Origin of the sequence: Arthrobacter arnarulunnguaqae (genome assembly GCF_051262515.1) — a bacterium.
In the GTDB taxonomy this organism is placed as follows: domain Bacteria; phylum Actinomycetota; class Actinomycetes; order Actinomycetales; family Micrococcaceae; genus Arthrobacter_N.
Genome location: NZ_JBIMER010000001.1, coordinates 212,721 through 230,167, shown reverse-complemented (window position 1 = coordinate 230,167; position 17,447 = coordinate 212,721). Strand labels below are relative to the sequence as shown.

The following is a 17,447-nucleotide window of genomic DNA, read 5'->3' as shown; positions in this document are numbered from 1 at the left end:
GCACCGGGCCATCCCGATAGGCTGAACGGCAGGACGACTTCCCGAACGAACAGAGGATGGACATGCCAATCGCAGTAGACAGCAACCCCAAGTTCTCCGACTACGCACACCCCGAGCGCCTGGTCTCCACGGAATGGCTGGCCGCGCACCTCGGCGACGAATCGCTCGTGGTGCTCGAGTCGGACGAGGACGTCCTGCTCTATGCGACGGGCCATATCCCCGGTGCCCTGAAGATCGACTGGCACACCGACCTGAACGACGAGGTGACGCGCGACTTCGTGCAGGGCGAGCAGTTCGCGGAACTTCTGGGCTCGCGCGGCATCACCCGGGACACGACGGTCGTCATCTACGGCGACAAGAGCAACTGGTGGGCGGCGTACGCACTCTGGGTCTTCACGCTGTTCGGCCACGAGGATGTGCGGCTGCTGGACGGAGGACGCGACAAGTGGATCTCCGAGGGTCGGGAGCTGACCCGTGAGAAGCCCGCCCCCTCCCGCATCGACTACCCTGTGGCCGAACGCAACGACGCGCCGATCCGCGCGTTCCTGCCGGATGTCCTCGAGCACTTCGGCAACCCCATGATCGATGTCCGTTCCCCCGACGAATACACCGGTGAGCGGACCCACATGCCCGCCTACCCCGAGGAGGGTGCGCTGCGCGGCGGGCACATCCCGTCGGCGGCCTCCGTGCCGTGGGCGCGCGCCGCTGCCGAAGACGGATCGTTCCGGACCCGCGCGGAGCTGGAGGAGATCTATCTGGACGAGGCTGGCCTGAAGCCCGGGGACAACGTGGTGGCCTACTGCCGGATCGGCGAGCGCTCGAGCCACACGTGGTTTGTGCTCAAGTACCTGCTGGGCTTCGAGACGGTGCGCAACTACGACGGCTCTTGGACCGAATGGGGCAACGCCGTGCGTGTCCCCATCGTCAAGGGAGCCGACGCCGGCAGCGCGCCCGCGGCCCGGGTGTCCCAGCATGGATAGCGCCCTGCCCGCGGCCCTCGCGGAGATCGTCGACGATTTCTCCGCCCTGGCCGAGCCCGAACGACTCGAGCTCCTGCTCGAATTCTCGGACAATCTCCCCGAGTTGCCCGCGCGGCTGTCGGACCACCCCGAGCTGCTCGAACAGGTGGTGGAGTGCCAGTCCCCCATCTTCCTGACCCTGGAGGTGGGAGACGGTCCCGACCGACCGGTGAGCCTCTTCTTCTCTGCCCCGCGCGAGGCTCCAACCACGCGCGGGTTCGCCGGCGTCCTGCACAAGGGGCTGGACGGCCTGCCGGCCGCCGACGTCCTCGCGGTGCCCGACGACATGCCCAACCAGCTGGGCCTGACGCGGGCCATCACCCCTTTGCGGATGCGCGGCATGACGGCAATGCTGGGCCGGATCAAACGGCAGGTCCGCGAGGCCGTGGGCCCCGTCCTCTAAGACGCCGAGGGGCGGTTGTCCGACGTGGCCAAAAGACACGCTCCGGCAGGACACCATGGCGGCACGCCCGCCATCTCGGCGCTGGACGCGGCCTGCGCCCGGTACGCCCTGCGCCACTATTCCGCTTCCGGCGACGCCGCCTTCGGCCCCGAGGCCGCGGCTGCGCTCGGGGTGTCCCCGGCCCGGGTCTTCAAGACCCTCCTCGTCGTCACGGGTGCATCGGCGCTGGCCGTCGGCGTCGTGCCGGTCGACGGGACACTGGACCTCAAGGCACTGGCCGCAGCACTCGGCGTCAAGAAGGTGGAGATGGCCGAACCCGCCGTCGCGGAGCGACGCACCGGCTATGTCCGCGGCGGCATCTCCCCGCTCGGGCAGCGGCACGCCAGTCCGACCGTCGTCGACGAATCCGTGCTGACGCACGCCACGGTGTTCGTCTCCGGAGGGCGCCGGGGGCTGGAAATCGAGCTATCGCCCGCCACCCTGCTGGCCCTCTCGTCGGGGTCCACGGCGCCGATCGCCTCCCGCTGAGGATTCCCCGGCGTTACCGCTCGGGGCGCTCAGCCGAAGGCGGTAGTGGGGCGCCGCCCGGATGCGGCGCGTCCATCACGCCACTGAGCCAGTGGGCAACCGTCAACTCCCAGCGGTCGGGATCGACGTTCCACTCGTGGGTGTGGCGCGCCTGAGTGAAGCGGACGAACGTGACCATGGCCGGGTTGAGCTCCGCGATTTCAGCGGAGGGTCCAACGGGCACGAAGTCGTCGTCCTCGCTGTGCAGGATCAGCGTGGGGACGCGCAGGTGGTCCGCCCTGGACACCCAGTTGAGATCCTTGAGGTTGACCGGCGCGGCCAGTCCGGTGATCCGGCGTCCCGCGCCGTTGGACAACATCCATTGGCCCAGGCGGCCGACGGACGCCGGGATCCGGTTCACGCGCGCGTGGTGGCCCAGGACGTCGATCCAGTCCACGACCGGGCCGTCGAGGACCAGCGCCTGGATGCGCCGCCGATGGCGGGACTTGTCGGCCACTTGAAGGGCGATGGCGCCACCCATGGACCAGCCGAACAGCACGATGTCGCGCGCGCCGTGGGCGAGTGCATAGTCGATGGCCGCTTCCACATCGCGCCATTCCGTGGTGCCGAGCCCATAGCGCTTGTCCGTGGCGGCCGGGGCCAGGCCGTCGTTCCGGTAGGAAACGAGCATGGCCGTCAGGCCCTGCCCGACGACAGCGGGGATGGCCCGTAGCGCCTCGGTCCGGTCCGCGCCCCGGCCGTGGACCATCACGGCCCAGGTGCCGGCGCGGTGCGTGCCCGGAACCAGCCACGCGGGTGCGGACCCCGCTTCGACCGCGACATCGACGTCGGTCGCCTCGAATCCAACGTCCGAGGGCGCCGAATAGACGACGCCGGACCAACGGCCGCGGACCGCCGTGGCCAGATTGCCCGAATAGACGTGTTCGACGCGTCGTGCGATGGTGCCCTCGGCCGGCGTGAACGAGGTGATGCCGCCGATGCGCGCATGTCCCCGTCCGCCGTCGAAGAAGAGCGAATAGGTTCCGGCGACCGTGGTCTGAGCGGTCGCCGGAAGAATGACCTCGAGCCCCGACGGCGTCTGGACCACGGCCAGGATGGCCACGTCCTCCGCGTGTGCCCGCGAGGGGGTGACGACCTGGCGGGCGAAGTATCCGGCGAGCGCGGACACGCTTCCGGCCAGGAGTGACCCTGCCCCGAGGCCGACTCCGGCGCCGAGGAGTCCCCAGCGGAGCATGGGCGCCCGTGCTCCGCCGTGGGAAAGGTGGGATGCCGTGTCGATGCGCATGGGCCCATCATCGCAACATCGCGCCCGCACGGCCAACCGCCCCTCCGAGCGGGGGCCGCGCGGGCGGACCCGCCGGGAATGGAGCGGGCGCCTCGTTCGTTGTCCACCACGTGAGCAACAACGACGAAAGCACCCAGAGTCCCTTCCCCGTCTCCAAGCCAGATGAGGAGTGGCGCAAGGAACTCTCCGCGGAGGAGTACCGCGTCCTGCGCCAGGCCGGGACCGAGCGTCCGTTCACGGGGCGGTATTGGGACAGCCGCGACGAGGGCGTCTATGCCTGCCGGGCGTGCGGATCCGAGCTTTTCGAGAGCGAGCGGAAATTCGATGCGCATTGCGGTTGGCCGTCCTTCTGGGCGCCACTGGCGGAGGAACGGGTCCGCTACCTGCGGGACACCGAGTTGGGCATGGAGCGCATCGAGGTCCGGTGCGCGAACTGCGATTCCCACCTCGGCCACGTCTTCGAGGGCGAGGGCTACGGCAACCCCACGGACCAGCGCTACTGCATCAATTCCGTGTCGCTGACTCTCCGGGCGGCCGGCGCGGAATAACGGCACCGCGCCCGTTCCCCGCCCCTGCTGGGGCTGGGTCCGGACACCGCGAGCGCAAGCAATCAATTTACTTACGCTTAGCCTGATTTTCAATCAGCGATTCTTTCCAAAAGCTACGCTGGGGCCATAACCCAGTAGCCGCCGTTCCCCGAACGGCATCCCCGGAAAGAAGGTGCACCGTCATGACCCAGACCGCCATCGCCGCAGCGGCCACGGATTCCGCCGCCCTGGTCTCCCACCCCAGCTGGCTGGCGCTCAAGTCCGCGGCCACCCGCTTCCAAACGGTCCAGGCAAAGGACGGCTCCCTGGCCGATCCCGCGGACCTCGCTCTCGCTGCGGGTCTGGCCGACGCGATTGTCGCCGCCATCGGGGACCTAGCCCCGGCCTTCCCCCACGACGCCGAATACCTGGACCTGCTGGCCCGCGACTTCCGGAAATGGTCCGACGGCGGTTTCGGCGTGCCGGACTTCCTCGACTCGCTGGTGGCGTTCCGCCCCCAGCTGCACCGCGTCGACGGACTGCGCCACCTCGTCGTTTTCCCCATGTACACCCAGAACGGATCGTCGAACCGCTACGTGGAGGCCGTTCTGGTGCAGGTCATCTGGCCCGACTTCATCGCGGAGCTGGAGGCAGGCGCCTACTCGAACAAGCTGTTCGTCCCACTGCGTTTCCTCGACTTCACCCCGGGCTACGACACCAATTCCGCGGTCCTCTTCCCGGAATCCGTGTCCCTGCGCGAGACACCGGCGTTCACTTGGGGCGCCATCTTCCAGGACCGCGAGGCCGCCCGCTACCGTCGCGTCGTCGACGCGGCCGCGTCCATTACCCGCCTCGACCTGCCACGGGACGCCGCCGAGCTCCTGACGGACCAGACCCTGGCCGAGGAAACCTTCATCATGTGGGATCTCATCCACGACCGCACCCACATGCGCGGTGACCTGCCCTTCGACCCTTTCATGATCAAGCAGCGGATGCCGTTCTTCCTCTACACACTCGAGGAGCTGCGCTGCGACCTGACGGCGTTCCGTGAGTCCGTGCGCATCGAGGCGGACGAGACGGCCGGGGACGACGCCCGCCGACACGCCAAACTGGTGCAGTACGCCATCATCTTCGACCGCATCTTCCGCTTCGCCATCACCGGCACGCGCGTGCGCAACTACGACGGGCTTGGCGGTCAGCTGCTGTTCGCGTGGATGCACCAGCACCACGTCCTGCACTGGACCGACACCAGGCTCACGATCGACTGGGCCCACGTCCCCGACGTCGTGAGCGCCCTCGGCGAGGCCATCGACCGGCTCTACTGGCGCTCCATCGACCGTCCCAAGCTGGCGCACTGGATCGCCGCCTACGAACTCGTCTCCGGGACGGTGGAGCCGCACCCGGCCTCCGTCTGGGCGCTTGGCAAAGCGGCCCTTCCGTTGACCGAACCGCTGCGCGAGATGACCAACCAGGTCATGGACGACGAATTCCCCCTGTCCATGTTCTACGAGGCCCTGTCCCGGAAAATGCAGCCGGTCATCGAATCCACCGTGGGAATCACGGGCACCGCCGCTCCCCACGAACTAGACTCGGCGGCATGACGGAAGCGCCTGGAACCTCCCGACTGCGCGGCACGACGGTCCTGGTGGCCGGTGCCACCAGTGCCGCCGGAGTCGCGGCCGCCCATGCCCTGCACGACGCCGGAGCGACGGTCCTGGCGGTCGGCACCGATGCCGGGCGCCTGGATGGGCGACTGCCGTTCACCGCCGGACGCCTGGTCTGCGACCTCGCCGACCCGCCGGCGGTCTCGCGGCTTGCCGCGGACGTCCACGCCACGCACGGCAGGATCGACGGGCTGGTGCACCTGGTCGGTGGCTGGCGCGGCGGCAAGGGCATCGCAGGGCAGTCCGACGGCGATTGGGACTTCCTGCACCGGAACGTCCTGACCACCCTGCGCAACACCTCGCGAGCCTTCTACGACGACCTTGCGCACTCGCCCCGCGGGCGCCTAGCGATCGTTTCCGCCACGGCCGTGGACCGACCGACCGCCTCCGGGGCCAACTACGCGACGGCCAAGGCAGCGGCGGAGGCGTGGACGCGCGCCGTGGCCGCCGGTTTCAATGCGGCGCAGGCGGGCAAGAGCGCCGAGCCCGTCCCGCAGCACTCCGCCGCGGCGGCCTTCGTCATCAAGGCCTTCGTGGACGAGGCCGCGCGCCGAGCGGAGCCGGACAAGACCTTCGACGGCTTCACGGACGTCGCCGACTTCGGCACCGCCGTCGTGGGCCTGTTCGAGGCCGACGCGGCGCTGGTCAACGGGGCCCGGCTCTACCTGGTCCCGGAGGAATCCCCCACGGTTCCCCACGCCGAGAACTAGTCCCCACCGCCCGACCCCGAACCAAGGATTAACGTGAGCACCTCCCTGCACGACATCACCACCCGCGGCTTCGCCTCGGACAACTACTCCGGCGTCCACCCGGAAATCCTCCAGGCCCTCGCCAACGCCAACGGCGGCCACCAGATCTCCTATGGCGAGGACGAATACACCGCGCGCCTGCAGGACGTGGTGCGCACCCACTTCGGGGCATCCGCCGAAGCGTTTCCTGTCTTCAACGGCACGGGCGCGAACGTCACCGCCCTGCAATCGCTGCTGCCGCGCTGGGGAGCGGTGGTGTGCGCCCAGACGGCGCACATCAACGTCGACGAGAACGGCGCGCCGGAGCGGGTCGGGGGCATGAAGCTCCTGTCCGTCCCGACCGACGACGGAAAACTGACGCCCGAGCTCATCGACCGCGAGGCCTGGGGGTGGGGCGACGAGCACCGCGCCCAGCCGCTGGCCGTGTCCATCACGCAGTCCACGGAGCTGGGCACGGTCTACTCGGCCGCCGAGATCCGCGCCATCGCAGACCACGCCCACTCGCTGGGCATGCGGCTCCACGTCGACGGTGCCCGGCTGTCCAACGCCGCGGCCGCGCTCGGCGAGCCGCTCGGCGCGTTCACGTCCGACGCCGGCGTCGACATCCTCAGCTTCGGAGGGACCAAAAACGGGCTGATGTTCGGCGAGGCCGTGGTGGTGCTCGACCCCGAGGCATCCACCGGCCTGACGTACCTCCGGAAGATGAACATGCAGCTGTCCTCGAAGATGCGCTTCCTCTCCGCGCAGTTCGTCGCCCTCTACGGCGGAGACCTGTGGCTGCGGTCCGCGTCGCACGCCAACGCCATGGCCGCCCGCCTGCACGCGGCCGTCCGGGACATCGACGGCGTCGATGTCACCCAGCCCGTGCAGTCCAACGCGGTGTTCGCGAAGCTGCCGCGTGCCGTCGCGGACCGGGTGCGCGAGACGTTCCGGTTCTACGATTGGGACGCGTCCAACTCCGAGGTGCGCTGGATGTGCTCGTTCGACACGACCGAGGAGGACGTGGACGCGTTCGTCGACGCCATCCGACGGGAAATGTCCGCGGCCTGAAGCGTTGCCCCGGCGTGCCGCGGGACGGGGCCGCCGCCCGCGTCCTAGACTCGGGAACGTGACCGCACTTGGCGACCTTTCAACGGTTCCGCCGGACTTCATGAACGCCCTCTCCTCGCTTCGGCGGGCGCAGGGCAGATCCGAGGTCCGGCTAGAGGAGATACCCGCACCGTCGCGGCTCGCGCCGTTCGCCGTGGCGCTCTCGGCCGAGGTGTTCGATCCGGCCGCGGCGTTCGCCCGGCCCCCGCACGGCCCGGCGGCCGCGGCCCTGGCCGATTCCGCCGCGGGCGAGAACGACGACGAGTTGGCGACCGGGCGCTTCATCCTCCTCCACGACCCGGCCGGCTCCGCGGTATGGCAGGGGAACTTCAGGATCGTCACCTACATCCGCGCCCAGCTGGACGCGGACATGGGCAACGACGCCATGCTCGGGTCCGTCGCGTGGACCTGGCTGGTCGAGGCCCTGGACGACCACGCGGCCGGCCACACCCAGGCCGGCGGGACCGCGACTCGCGTGCTGTCCGAGAGCTTCGGCAGTCTCGGAGAACGCCCCGAGACCATCGACATCGAACTGCGCGCGTCGTGGACGCCGTCCGCGCCGGACGTCACCGCCCACCTCGAGGCGTGGATGGACATGGTGTGCACGTTCGCCGGGCTCCCGCCGCTTCCGCCCGGCGTGACGGCGCTGCCCCGACGCCGCCGCTCGTGAGCCGACTAGACTCATAGGCACCATGACGAGCGCGAACACCGACACCAGCCCAGCCGAAGACGCCATCGACGAGCCAACGGAGCCAACGGCGGTTCCGCTCACGGAACCGCGGGACGGCGTGCCGCTGGTGATCAACACGCCCTCCGGCCTGGCCCGTGCGGCGGCGGCCATTGCGGCCGGAACGGGGCCCGCCGCGGTGGACGCGGAGCGCGCCTCCGGCTTCCGCTACGGCCAACGCGCCTTCCTCGTGCAGATCCGCCGCGAAGGCGCAGGAACCTGGCTGATCGACCCCGAGCCGTTCGAGGACCTCGGCGTCATCAACGAGGCGCTCTCCGGCGTCGAATGGATCCTCCACGCCTCCACCCAGGACCTGCCGTGCCTGGAGGCGGTCGGGATGCGCCCCGACTCGCTGTTCGACACCGAACTGGCCGCACGGCTGGCGGGCCTGCCGCGCGTGGGGCTCGGCGCCGTCGTCGAAGCGCTCCTCGGCCTGTCGCTGGCCAAGGAGCACTCGGCGGCCGACTGGTCCACCCGCCCGCTCCCCGAACCGTGGCTGCGCTACGCGGCGCTGGACGTCGAGGTCCTCACCGAGCTGCGGGTCGAGCTGATCCGGCTCCTCGAGGACGGGGGGAAGCTCGCGATCGCCCACGAGGAATTCGAGGCCATCCGCTCCGCGGCACCGGCCGCCCCGCGCGTGGATCCGTGGCGCCGAACGTCCGGACTCCACCAGCTGCGCGACCGCCGCCAGTTGGCGGCGGTGCGGGAGCTCTGGCAGGAGCGCGAGTCGCTGGCCGAAAACCGGGACGTCGCCCCCGGGCGCCTCATTCCCGATGCCGCCCTCATCGCCGCGGCCAAGGCCATGCCCACCACCGTCCCGCAGCTACTGAAGACCCCGGGCTTCCACGGGCGTGCCGCCGGCAAGGAGGCACCGCGTTGGTTGCGTTGCCTCCAGCAGGCCCGTGCCGAGGACCAGCTTCCGCCGCTGCACCTGCAGTCGAACTCGCCGCCCCCGCCGCGCACCTGGGCGGACAAGGATCCGGCGGCGGCCCAACGCCTGAACACGGCCAAGCCCCGGGTCGCCCGGGCCGCCGAGTCCCTCGACATGCCGGTGGAGAACCTGCTGACTCCGGACTACCTGCGTCGCCTGTGCTGGCGGCCGCCGTCGCCGGTCGAACCCGAATCCATCGCCGCGGCACTGTCGGACCTCGGCGCCCGGCCGTGGCAGATCGAGATCACCGCGCCGATCCTGACGGTCGCGTTCCTGGACCCCGACCCGTTGCCGTAGCTGGTTGGCGAGCTTGGTTGCACAGGAAGTTACTGCACAGTAACGTATGGGGTGGATCACACCCACCCGCCGAAGGAGCACCCGGTGAACCCCACCCCAACCCGTCCGCTCAACCGTTCGCGCCAGGTCCGCGACGTCGTCTTCGTCGACGGCGTCCGGACACCGTACGGCAGGGCCGGAGAGAAGGGCATCTACCATGGAACGCGCGCCGACGACCTGGTCGTCAAGTGCATCCGCGACTTGATGCGGCGCAACCCGTCCCTGCCCGCCGAGCGCATCGACGAGGTCGCCATCGCCGCCACGACCCAGACAGGCGACCAGGGCCTGACAATTGGCCGGACCGCGGCGCTCCTCGCGGGCCTTCCGCAGAGCGTCCCCGGCTACGCGATCGACCGCATGTGCGCCGGCGCAATGACGGCGGTGACCGCCATGGCCGGTTCGATTGCCTTCGGCGCCTACGACGTCGCCGTCGCCGGCGGCGTGGAGCACATGGGCAACCACCCGATGGGCGAGGGCGCCGATCCGAACCCGCGTTTCCTCTCCGAGCGCCTCGTCGACCCCGCCGCCCTGAACATGGGCAACACGGCCGAGAACCTCCACGATCGCTTCCCCGCAATCACGCGCGAACGCACCGACCGCTACGCGGTGGCCAGCCAGGCCAAGCTGGCCGCCGCGTACGACGCCGGGAGCATCCAGCCGGACCTCGTCCCCGTGGCCGCCCGGCGCCCCGGCGAAGGCTGGCGGGTCCACAGCACGGACGAGCCCCCGCGCCCCGGAACCACCGAGGCGGACCTCTCCGGCCTCCGAACACCGTTCCGCGCGCACGGCCGGGTGACTGCCGGCAACGCGGCGGGCCTCAACGACGGCGCGACGGCGGCGCTGCTGGCGTCCGCCGACGCCGCCGAGGAGCTGGGCCTGCCCGTCAGGATGCGGTTGGTCGCGTACGCGTTCGCCGGCGTCGAACCGCAGGTGATGGGCATCGGTCCCGTCCCTTCCACTCAGAAGGCACTGGCCCAGGCCGGGCTCGGCATCGACGACATCGGACTGTTCGAGATCAACGAGGCGTTCGCCGTGCAGGTGCTGTCCTTCCTGGACCACTTCGGCATCGCCGACGACGATCCCCGCGTCAACCGCTATGGCGGGGCGATCGCCGTCGGGCACCCTCTGGCGTCCTCGGGCGTGCGGCTGATGACGCAGCTGGCGCGGCAGTTCGAGCAGGACCCTTCCGTCCGCTTCGGGCTCACCACCATGTGCATCGGCCTCGGCATGGGCGGCACCGTCATCTGGGAGAACCCCCACCACGCAGACTACGGAAAGGACGCCTAGCCATGGCGCAGGAAAACTTCGGGCGCTTCGAGCCGCTCACCGCACTGGTGCCGGACGAGGTCGTCACCCACTCCCTCGTCGCCGACGTCGCGCTCCCGGGCGGCCGCACACTGGCCCTCGTCACCCTCGACAACGGCCTGGACCACTCCAAGCCCACCACCCTCGGACCGCGGACGCTCGTGGAGTTCGGCCAAACGCTGGAGGCCCAGAAGGTCCGCGCCGCGGCCGGGGAGATCGATGCCCTGGCCATCACCGGCAAGCCGTACTTCCTCGTGGCCGGCGCCGACCTCTCCGCCGTCAAGAGCCTGAAGGATCCCGCACATGGCCGCCTGATGGCCGAACTCGGCCACGCCGCCTACGACCTCCTCGCCGACCTGGGCGTGCCCACCTTCGCGTTCATCAACGGCGTGGCGCTCGGCGGCGGGCTCGAGATCGCGCTGGCCGCGAACTACCGGACGGTGTCCACCGGAGCCAACGGCATCGGGTTGCCCGAGGCGTTCATCGGCCTCGTCCCCGGATGGGGCGGCGTCTACCGGCTCCCCCGCCTGATCGGTCCCGAGGCGGCCCTGACCGTCATGATCGAGAACCCGCTGAACAACAACCGCTCCCTCAACGGTCCCGCCGCGTTCAAACTCGGCATCGCCGATGCCCTGTTCGAACCGGCCGACTTCGTGGAGCGCTCCGTCGCCTGGACCGCTTCCGTGCTCGACGGAAGCACCGACGTCGCGCGGGCCAACGCCGCGGATCCGGCGTCGGATCCCGCAGTCGCCGCACGGTGGGACGCCGCCGCCGCCAAGGCGCGGGCGTTCGTGGACGCGAAGACCTCCAACGCGGCTCCGGCACCGGCGAAGGTACTCGAGGTCTTCGAGGCCGGCAAGACGATCACCCACCGCGAGTCCGCCGAGCTAGAATGCCGGGCATTGGCGGACCTCATGCAGACTCCGCAGTTCCACGACACCGTCTACGCGTTCCTGGACCTGGTCCAGAAGCGTTCGAAGCGGCCCGCCGGCGCGCCGGACCGCAAACTGGCGCGGCCGGTGGGCAAGATCGGCGTCGTCGGCGCGGGCCTGATGGCGGGGCAGTTCGCCCTGTTGTTCGCCAAGGCGCTCAAGGTGCCCGTGGTCATCACGGACATCGACCAGGCACGCGTGGACCGCGGGCTGGCGTACATCCACGGCGAGGTGGACAAGCTGCTGGCGAAGAAGCGCGTCTCCCCCGACGCCGCCAACCGCACCAAGGCCCTCGTCACCGGGTCCGTGGAGAAGTCCGCGTTCGCGGATGCGGACCTGGTGATCGAGGCGGTCTTCGAGGAACTCTCGGTCAAAAAGCAGGTGTTCGCGGAGGTCGAAGCCGTGGTTTCGCCCGAGTGCATCCTCGCGACCAACACCTCCTCGCTTTCCGTGACGGAGATGGCAGCGGACCTGGCGCATCCCGAACGGGTCGTCGGCTTCCACTTCTTCAACCCGGTCGCCGTGATGCCGCTGATCGAGATCGTCCGGGCGCCCAAGACGGACGACGCCGTCCTCGCCACCGCCTTCGCGCTGGCCAAGGAGCTGAAGAAGACGGGGGTGCTCGTCAAGGACGCCCCCGCCTTCGTGGTGAACCGCATCCTGCTGCGTTTGATGGGCGAGGTGTCCAACGCCTTCGACGACGGCACGCCGGCGGACATCGCGGACAGCGCGCTGCGGCCCATGGGCCTGCCGATGACGCCGTTCCACCTCCTGGCGATGGTCGGCGTCCCCGTGGCGCAGCACGTCATGGAATCCCTGAACGGGGCGTTCGGCGAGCGCTTCCGCGTCTCGGCGAACCAGCAAAAACTCATCGACAACGGCATCACATCACTGTGGGAGAAGAAGGATGACGGCTCCGTCGCCATCCCCGCGCCCACGCTCGGTGTCCTCTCCTTCGGGGATTCGCCCAGCACCTCTGAGGAACTGCTGCGGCGCACGCAGGATGCCTTGGCCGAGGAGATCGGACTCATGTTGGCCGAGGGCGTGGTTGCGGGGCCGGAGGACATCGACCTGTGTATGGTCATGGGTGCGGGCTGGCCCATGCACTTGGGCGGGATCACGCCCTACCTCGATCGCGTCGGGGCCTCGGAGCGGGTCAACGGCCGCAGGTTCCACCCCGCCGCTTGAGCGCGCGCAACTTAGTGGTGCTTCGCGCTTCACAAAACGCCCGGCCGTGGATCAAGATGGGGCATGAATGAAATCACGGCCGGGCGCCCGGCGAGAAGGATAGTCCTCGGCTCGTCCCTGGCCGTCGGGGCCACATGCGCGCTGGCCGCCTGCGGCGGGGGCGGTGGCTCCGCCTCGAGCGAGGCCCCGTCCGCAACCGGCGAGGGCACGGAGGCCGCGACCACGGAGGAACTGCAGGTCGGCGGCAGCATGTCCGTGGACCTCGACGGCAAGAACTACCTGCTGCACCGGCCGGACGAGGCGACCGTCCTCGCCTACAGTTCGGTGTGCACCCACGAGGGGTGCCAGGTGGGCATCGGTGCCGAGAACTTCTCCTGCCCGTGCCACGGTTCCGAGTTCGCCATGGCCGACGGCGCACGCGTGGCCGGACCCGCCAAGGACCCGCTGGCGCGCTACGCCGCGGAAATCGACGGCGACAAGGTCATCGTCTACCTGTAGGCGGCGTCGAGGCGGTGGACGCGGTGCGCCATAGAGGCCGTGAAGGCCTCGTCGTGGGTGGCGACGACCACCGCGCCCCCGCGTTCCAGCACGGTTTCAATGGCCGCGTTCAGCCGGGCCACGCCCGGCGTGTCCAATGCCTCGGTCGGCTCGTCGAGCAACAGCACCGCGGGCTCGTGCACCAGCACCGCGGCCAGGGCGACGAGCCTCCGGGCCGAAGCGGGCAGCTCGTAGGGGTGCGTCTCGGCCGCGTGTTCCAATCCGAGGCGCGCCAGGACCTCCGGGACACGTTCCGCCGCCGTGCCCCGCCGGGAGAGCCCGAACGCAACCTCCCGGCGGACTGTCCGTTCGAACAACTGGTCGGACGGATTCTGCAGGAGCAGGCCCGCGGTATTGCCGGCGCGGCTGCGTTTTGGTCCGCACACGTCCGCCCCCGCCAGGAGGATCCGGCCGCCTTCCGGGCGCAACAGGCCGGCGGCCGCCTTGAGTATCGTGCTTTTCCCCGCCCCGTTCGCCCCCACCAGGGCAAGACACTCTCCCGCATCGACCCGCAGGTCCAGCCCGCTGACCACGGGTTCCGGGGCGCCCGGATAGCGCAGCCGCACGCCGGCGAACTCGAGCCCGGTCCCCGCGGCTTCGCGCACCGGGCGGCGCGGCCCCGACGCCAACGGAGAAGCCGACGGCGTCGGAGCCGAGGCGCCGGCGTCGGTCCGTCCCGGCGGGTACCCAGGGTATCCGCCCAGCGACACCACATGGTCCGCGCCCGAGCCCAACCCTCCCGGCGAACGGGTCAACAGGACGATCGCGGTGCCCCCGGCCCGCAGGCGCGCCACCAGGGCGGAGACCTCGGCGGCGGCCGTACCGTCGAGGCCGGCCAGCGGTTCGTCCAGTACCAGCACCCGCGATCCGGAAAGGGCGAGTGCGGCCAGTGCCACGAGACGCTCCTGGCCCCCGGAAAGACGTTCGGGGTCCCGCCGCAGCAGCGTCCGCGCTCCGAGCCGGTCCGCCACCTCGGAGACCCGAAGCCGCATTTCGGTGCGGGGAACCCCCGCGTTCTCCAGCCCGAAGGCGAGTTCCTCCTCCACCGTCTCGCGCACGCCGGACAGGTAGTGGCCGGCGTCCTGCGGCAGCATCCCCACGTGGCCGGCCCATCCGGAGACGTCGATGCGGAGGCTGCTGCCCGCGGTGTGGCGTATTCGCTGCCCTCCGAGGGAGATCGTCGCCTCCAATTCGTCGCCGTCGTGCCGCGGCAGCATCCCGGCGAGCACCGCGCCGAGGGTCGACTTGCCGGACCCGGAACCGCCGACGACGGCCGTCAGCGAACCGGGCGCCAGATTCATGGAGAGAGCTGAGAGCGCATCCTTCGGCGCGCCCGAATACCTGAACCGCTCCAGCTCGAGCTCAAGCACATCGATCCGCCGGTTTCCCTCGTTTCGCGTGGCGCTCATCCGGCACCCACCCACACGGGGGCGAGGACCGCCGCGGGCCCCAGGACGGCGCACGCGAGTGCGGTGAGGCGGAACCGGCGCTGGCCGGGCGAGTCGGGCACCGTGCGCAGCCGCGTGTGTTCCCCCGCGGCGGGGAAGCCGCGCGCGGCGAGGTGAGGGGCGCGGTCGGCCGCATCCTGCACGGAGGCCAACACCAGCGGGACGGCCCGTAGCCGGACGCGCCGCCACCAGCCAAGGGGTCCGGGTCCGGCTGCGGCCCCGCGCAGGGCCTGGGCCTCGCCAATTGTCCGCTGCTTCTCCGCCATCCGGGGCAGCAGCAACAGGGTGGCGGCCACGAGGTAGCCCAGCTGCGGCGGAGCGGCGGAGAGGTCGACGGCGGCGATCAGATCGTGCCGGTCGATCAGCAGCGTGCACAGCAATCCGGCCACCACGAACACCGCGGTGCGCAGTCCGAGCTGCAGGACGACCTCGAGTCCTTCGGCGGTGATCCGCAGCGGTCCGGCCGCGGCCACGACGTCGCCTGCCGTGCGGTCGCCCAATCCATGGATGAGGAACTGGGAAGCGGAGGCGGGTAGGACGATGGCGGCGGCAAGCCCCACCAGACGCAGTGCCCGGCGGGCCCACGCGGCGAGCAGCAGGCTGACGAGCAGCACCGCGCAGCTGAGCCACCAGCGGCCGGCTGCCGTGGTGGTGGCCACGACCGCCACGGCCAGTGCCAACACGGTGAACGGATGCAGCGGCAGGGCGCGGTGCACGGTTCGTCCTAGTTGGCGCCGCGCCGCCCGAGCACCCGGTGGCGGCGGACGAAAGCGAAACCGCCGGTGAGGCGGCCGGGCAGGGCGTAGACCAGCAGCGCGGCGAGCAGGAACACAATAGCCTTGTCGCCGGGATCGGAGATGAGGGCCTGCTTGGTCACGGCCGAGAGCAGCGAGTCGCCCATGGAGCGGAACGCGGCCACCAGGGCGCCGGTGCCGACACCCGAGGTACCACCGAAGACGAACGCGGCGACGGGGGCGGACACGACGCCGACGAGGATCCCGGCGCCGAGGCCGGCCACGGGGGCCAGATAGGGGCGCCGCAAAGCGCCGAACCGGGCGGCGGTGCCGGCCAGGAAGCCGACGAGCGCGGCGCCGGCCGCGAACGGCAGCACCGTGGGATTGAACAGGGACCAGACGAGCGTTCCCAGCACGCCGGTCGCGGCGCCCGCGCGGCGACCGGCGAGGAAACCAACCAGGACGGTGCCGAGCGAGTCCAGGTACAGCGGAACCATGACGGAGCCGACGAACTGGCCCAGCACGATGTTCAGCGCGAGCGCCACCGGGATGAGCGTCAGGGTGGATACCGGCAATTCGGGCAGCACGGCGGCCAACAGCAGGACGGCGGCGGCCAGATAGGCGGCGAAGGTGGCTAGGGCGACCCCCTGGCCGATTCCGTCGACCAGGCCCGCCGGCTGCGTGGCGACCAGGGTGGCGTAGGTGCCGGCGAGCAGGAGGCCTCCCGCGGCGGCGAGGATCCGCGCTCGCAGCGGATGGCCGGTGGCGGCGACGTCGGGCAGGATCAGATTCGGTGACATGGGGTTCGTTCCTCGGGTGCGGGTGCGGCGGGAGCGACGGCGGTACCGGGACGGTGCGGCGCGCCGCCGTAGCCGGGCCTATGTCACCTTGGCCCGGTGAACGATTCTATCCGACACCGAACGCCGGTCGAGCGCTCACGGCGCTTCGCGTAGCCTCCGGACCAGTGTGCCCAGCCGATCGACGAGTTCGGCGAAGCCCGCCGTCGGATCGTTCCAGGACACGACGTGGGCGTTCGCGTCGCGGCCCCAGAGCGAGCGGAAATCGGCCACGGTGGTTCCGGCCAGCAGGGGGGACTCGGTCTCGACGTCCACGCTGGCCGGGCGGGTGCGGTATTCGAGGGTGCCAACGGCGATCCCGGCGGCGCAGAAATCGTGCACGTGGGCGATGTAGCCCTGGTCGTGGTGCCGGTGGAATTCGAAGTAGAAACGAAGAGCGTCGGACAGGTACCGCACCAGCGGGTCCGCGGCCTTGCTCCGGGTCCCCTCCGGGTCGACGGCCAGGACGTTCTCCGGCTCGGGGCAGCCGGCGGCCGCGGTCAGGTCCGTGATCAAGCCGGGCTGCATCTCGAAGCGTTCGGTGGTGTCCAACGAGCACACGATCGGCAGCCGGTCCGCCTCGAGTCCGGCTTTGGCGGCCGCCGCGTAGGCGGCGTACACCTCCGCGGCCGCGTGCGGGTCCACGTGGGTGTTCCATTCGGCCGTCGGCGTGGTGTTTCCCTGGTGGTAGAAGCTGCCGCCCATGACGACCACCCGGCGCAACAACCACGGCAGCCTCGGTTCGCGGCGCAAGGCGAGGGCGAAGTTCGTCAGCGGGGCCGTGAGCAGAGCCGTCAGCTCCCCGGGGTGGGCGTGCGCGGCCTCGATCCAGTACCCGGCCGCGTCCAGATCCACGGCGGATGCGCCGCCCGGCAATGGATCGGCGGCCGGGCCGACCCCGCGGGCGGGATCCGGTTCCGGAAGCGTGGCGTAGCCGACCCCCTGCGGACCGTGGGTCTCCGGCGTCGTGGTCAGCGGCAGTCGCAGGGGGGCGCGCGCCCCGATGAGAACCGGCACGTCCGGCCTGCCGCACAACGCGAGCAGTGCCCGGTTGTTGGCGGCCACCTGCTCGGCAGAGACGTTTCCCGGCGAGGAAGTGACAGCCACGAGTTCAACGTGCCCGCAGGCGGCGAGGTAGGCCAGCGCGAGCGCGTCGTCGATCCCCGTGTCGTTGTCGAGCAGCAGGCGGACCCTGGGCAGCGTCATCGG

General features: G+C 70.6%; 17 protein-coding genes. 12 read left to right on the top strand and 5 right to left on the bottom strand.

What is annotated here, in order from left to right; genetic code table 11:
• Nucleotides 1-62 precede the first annotated feature (62 nt).
• From ACHAAJ_RS01045 to ybaK, 3 genes are read left to right on the top strand one after another with little or no spacing between them, the layout of a single operon-like run.
• Complete coding sequence (locus ACHAAJ_RS01045; protein ID WP_435725996.1) at nt 63-980, top strand: sulfurtransferase; 918 nt, start codon at nt 63-65, stop codon at nt 978-980.
• Nucleotides 973-1,422, top strand: coding sequence for a SufE family protein (locus ACHAAJ_RS01040; RefSeq protein WP_435725995.1), 450 nt, complete (start codon nt 973-975; stop codon nt 1,420-1,422). Before ACHAAJ_RS01045 ends, ACHAAJ_RS01040 begins: the two co-directional genes overlap by 8 nt.
• Before the next feature lie 24 nt (nt 1,423-1,446).
• Nucleotides 1,447-1,950 (top strand): Cys-tRNA(Pro) deacylase, encoded by a 504-nt coding sequence (gene ybaK, locus ACHAAJ_RS01035; protein ID WP_435725994.1) that lies wholly within the window; start codon nt 1,447-1,449, stop codon nt 1,948-1,950.
• Between the two features lie 13 nt (nt 1,951-1,963).
• Here the strand turns inward: ybaK and ACHAAJ_RS01030 are convergent, their stop codons facing one another.
• A complete protein-coding gene (locus tag ACHAAJ_RS01030; RefSeq protein ID WP_435725993.1) occupies nt 1,964-3,235 on the bottom strand; it encodes an alpha/beta hydrolase family protein in 1,272 nt (423 codons plus the stop codon).
• A 110-nt stretch (nt 3,236-3,345) separates the two neighbouring features.
• On the opposite strand from ACHAAJ_RS01030, the gene msrB reads away from it, so the two are divergent.
• From msrB to ACHAAJ_RS00985, 9 genes are all read left to right on the top strand, one after another.
• Complete coding sequence (msrB, locus tag ACHAAJ_RS01025) at nt 3,346-3,783, top strand: peptide-methionine (R)-S-oxide reductase MsrB (protein WP_435725992.1); 438 nt, start codon at nt 3,346-3,348, stop codon at nt 3,781-3,783.
• 182 nt (nt 3,784-3,965) lie between these two features.
• Entirely contained in the window at nt 3,966-5,363 is a 1,398-nt protein-coding gene (locus ACHAAJ_RS01020; protein WP_435725991.1) for a DUF6421 family protein, read from the top strand.
• Nucleotides 5,360-6,136, top strand: coding sequence for an SDR family NAD(P)-dependent oxidoreductase (locus tag ACHAAJ_RS01015; RefSeq protein ID WP_435725990.1), 777 nt, complete (start codon nt 5,360-5,362; stop codon nt 6,134-6,136). Before ACHAAJ_RS01020 ends, ACHAAJ_RS01015 begins: the two co-directional genes overlap by 4 nt.
• 33 nt (nt 6,137-6,169) lie before the next feature.
• Nucleotides 6,170-7,225 (top strand): threonine aldolase family protein, encoded by a 1,056-nt coding sequence (locus ACHAAJ_RS01010; RefSeq protein WP_435725989.1) that lies wholly within the window; start codon nt 6,170-6,172, stop codon nt 7,223-7,225.
• 100 nt (nt 7,226-7,325) lie between these two features.
• A complete protein-coding gene (locus ACHAAJ_RS01005; RefSeq protein WP_435726222.1) occupies nt 7,326-7,934 on the top strand; it encodes a DUF3000 domain-containing protein in 609 nt (202 codons plus the stop codon).
• A gap of 22 nt (nt 7,935-7,956) precedes the next feature.
• Entirely contained in the window at nt 7,957-9,219 is a 1,263-nt protein-coding gene (locus ACHAAJ_RS01000) for an HRDC domain-containing protein (RefSeq protein ID WP_435725988.1), read from the top strand.
• A gap of 84 nt (nt 9,220-9,303) precedes the next feature.
• Entirely contained in the window at nt 9,304-10,545 is a 1,242-nt protein-coding gene (locus ACHAAJ_RS00995) for a thiolase family protein (protein WP_435725987.1), read from the top strand.
• A 2-nt stretch (nt 10,546-10,547) separates the two neighbouring features.
• Complete coding sequence (locus ACHAAJ_RS00990) at nt 10,548-12,683, top strand: 3-hydroxyacyl-CoA dehydrogenase NAD-binding domain-containing protein (RefSeq protein ID WP_435725986.1); 2,136 nt, start codon at nt 10,548-10,550, stop codon at nt 12,681-12,683.
• Between the two features lie 63 nt (nt 12,684-12,746).
• The gene (locus ACHAAJ_RS00985; protein ID WP_435725985.1) at nt 12,747-13,181 is read left to right on the top strand and encodes a Rieske (2Fe-2S) protein; all 435 of its coding nucleotides are present in this window, start codon (nt 12,747-12,749) and stop codon (nt 13,179-13,181) included.
• Here the strand turns inward: ACHAAJ_RS00985 and ACHAAJ_RS00980 are convergent.
• The 4 genes from ACHAAJ_RS00980 to ACHAAJ_RS00965 form a co-directional block, all read right to left on the bottom strand.
• Nucleotides 13,172-14,629 carry an ABC transporter ATP-binding protein gene (locus tag ACHAAJ_RS00980; RefSeq protein ID WP_435725984.1) on the bottom strand — a complete coding sequence of 486 codons (1,458 nt, stop codon included), beginning with the start codon at nt 14,627-14,629 and terminating at the stop codon, nt 13,172-13,174. The genes ACHAAJ_RS00985 and ACHAAJ_RS00980 overlap by 10 nt on opposite strands.
• Entirely contained in the window at nt 14,626-15,384 is a 759-nt protein-coding gene (locus tag ACHAAJ_RS00975; RefSeq protein ID WP_435725983.1) for an energy-coupling factor transporter transmembrane component T family protein, read from the bottom strand. The genes ACHAAJ_RS00980 and ACHAAJ_RS00975 overlap by 4 nt, the downstream gene beginning before the upstream one ends.
• A gap of 8 nt (nt 15,385-15,392) precedes the next feature.
• A complete protein-coding gene (locus ACHAAJ_RS00970; RefSeq protein WP_435725982.1) occupies nt 15,393-16,202 on the bottom strand; it encodes an ECF transporter S component in 810 nt (269 codons plus the stop codon).
• A gap of 135 nt (nt 16,203-16,337) precedes the next feature.
• Complete coding sequence (locus tag ACHAAJ_RS00965; RefSeq protein WP_435725981.1) at nt 16,338-17,444, bottom strand: nucleoside hydrolase; 1,107 nt, start codon at nt 17,442-17,444, stop codon at nt 16,338-16,340.
• Nucleotides 17,445-17,447: the final 3 nt, after the last annotated feature.

What these genes read in the sequence shown, in the direction of transcription:
- ACHAAJ_RS01045 (WP_435725996.1), top strand. Translation starts at nt 63, where the DNA reads ATGCCAATCGCAGTAGACAGCAACCCCAAGTTCTCCGACTACGCACAC.
- ACHAAJ_RS01040 (WP_435725995.1), top strand. Translation starts at nt 973, where the DNA reads ATGGATAGCGCCCTGCCCGCGGCCCTCGCGGAGATCGTCGACGATTTC.
- ACHAAJ_RS01030 (WP_435725993.1), bottom strand. Translation starts at nt 3,235, where the DNA reads ATGCGCATCGACACGGCATCCCACCTTTCCCACGGCGGAGCACGGGCG.
- ACHAAJ_RS01020 (WP_435725991.1), top strand. Translation starts at nt 3,966, where the DNA reads ATGACCCAGACCGCCATCGCCGCAGCGGCCACGGATTCCGCCGCCCTG.
- ACHAAJ_RS01015 (WP_435725990.1), top strand. Translation starts at nt 5,360, where the DNA reads ATGACGGAAGCGCCTGGAACCTCCCGACTGCGCGGCACGACGGTCCTG.
- ACHAAJ_RS01005 (WP_435726222.1), top strand. Translation starts at nt 7,326, where the DNA reads ATGAACGCCCTCTCCTCGCTTCGGCGGGCGCAGGGCAGATCCGAGGTC.
- ACHAAJ_RS01000 (WP_435725988.1), top strand. Translation starts at nt 7,957, where the DNA reads ATGACGAGCGCGAACACCGACACCAGCCCAGCCGAAGACGCCATCGAC.
- ACHAAJ_RS00990 (WP_435725986.1), top strand. Translation starts at nt 10,548, where the DNA reads ATGGCGCAGGAAAACTTCGGGCGCTTCGAGCCGCTCACCGCACTGGTG.
- ACHAAJ_RS00985 (WP_435725985.1), top strand. Translation starts at nt 12,747, where the DNA reads ATGAATGAAATCACGGCCGGGCGCCCGGCGAGAAGGATAGTCCTCGGC.
- ACHAAJ_RS00980 (WP_435725984.1), bottom strand. Translation starts at nt 14,629, where the DNA reads ATGAGCGCCACGCGAAACGAGGGAAACCGGCGGATCGATGTGCTTGAG.
- ACHAAJ_RS00970 (WP_435725982.1), bottom strand. Translation starts at nt 16,202, where the DNA reads ATGTCACCGAATCTGATCCTGCCCGACGTCGCCGCCACCGGCCATCCG.
- ACHAAJ_RS00965 (WP_435725981.1), bottom strand. Translation starts at nt 17,444, where the DNA reads ATGACGCTGCCCAGGGTCCGCCTGCTGCTCGACAACGACACGGGGATC.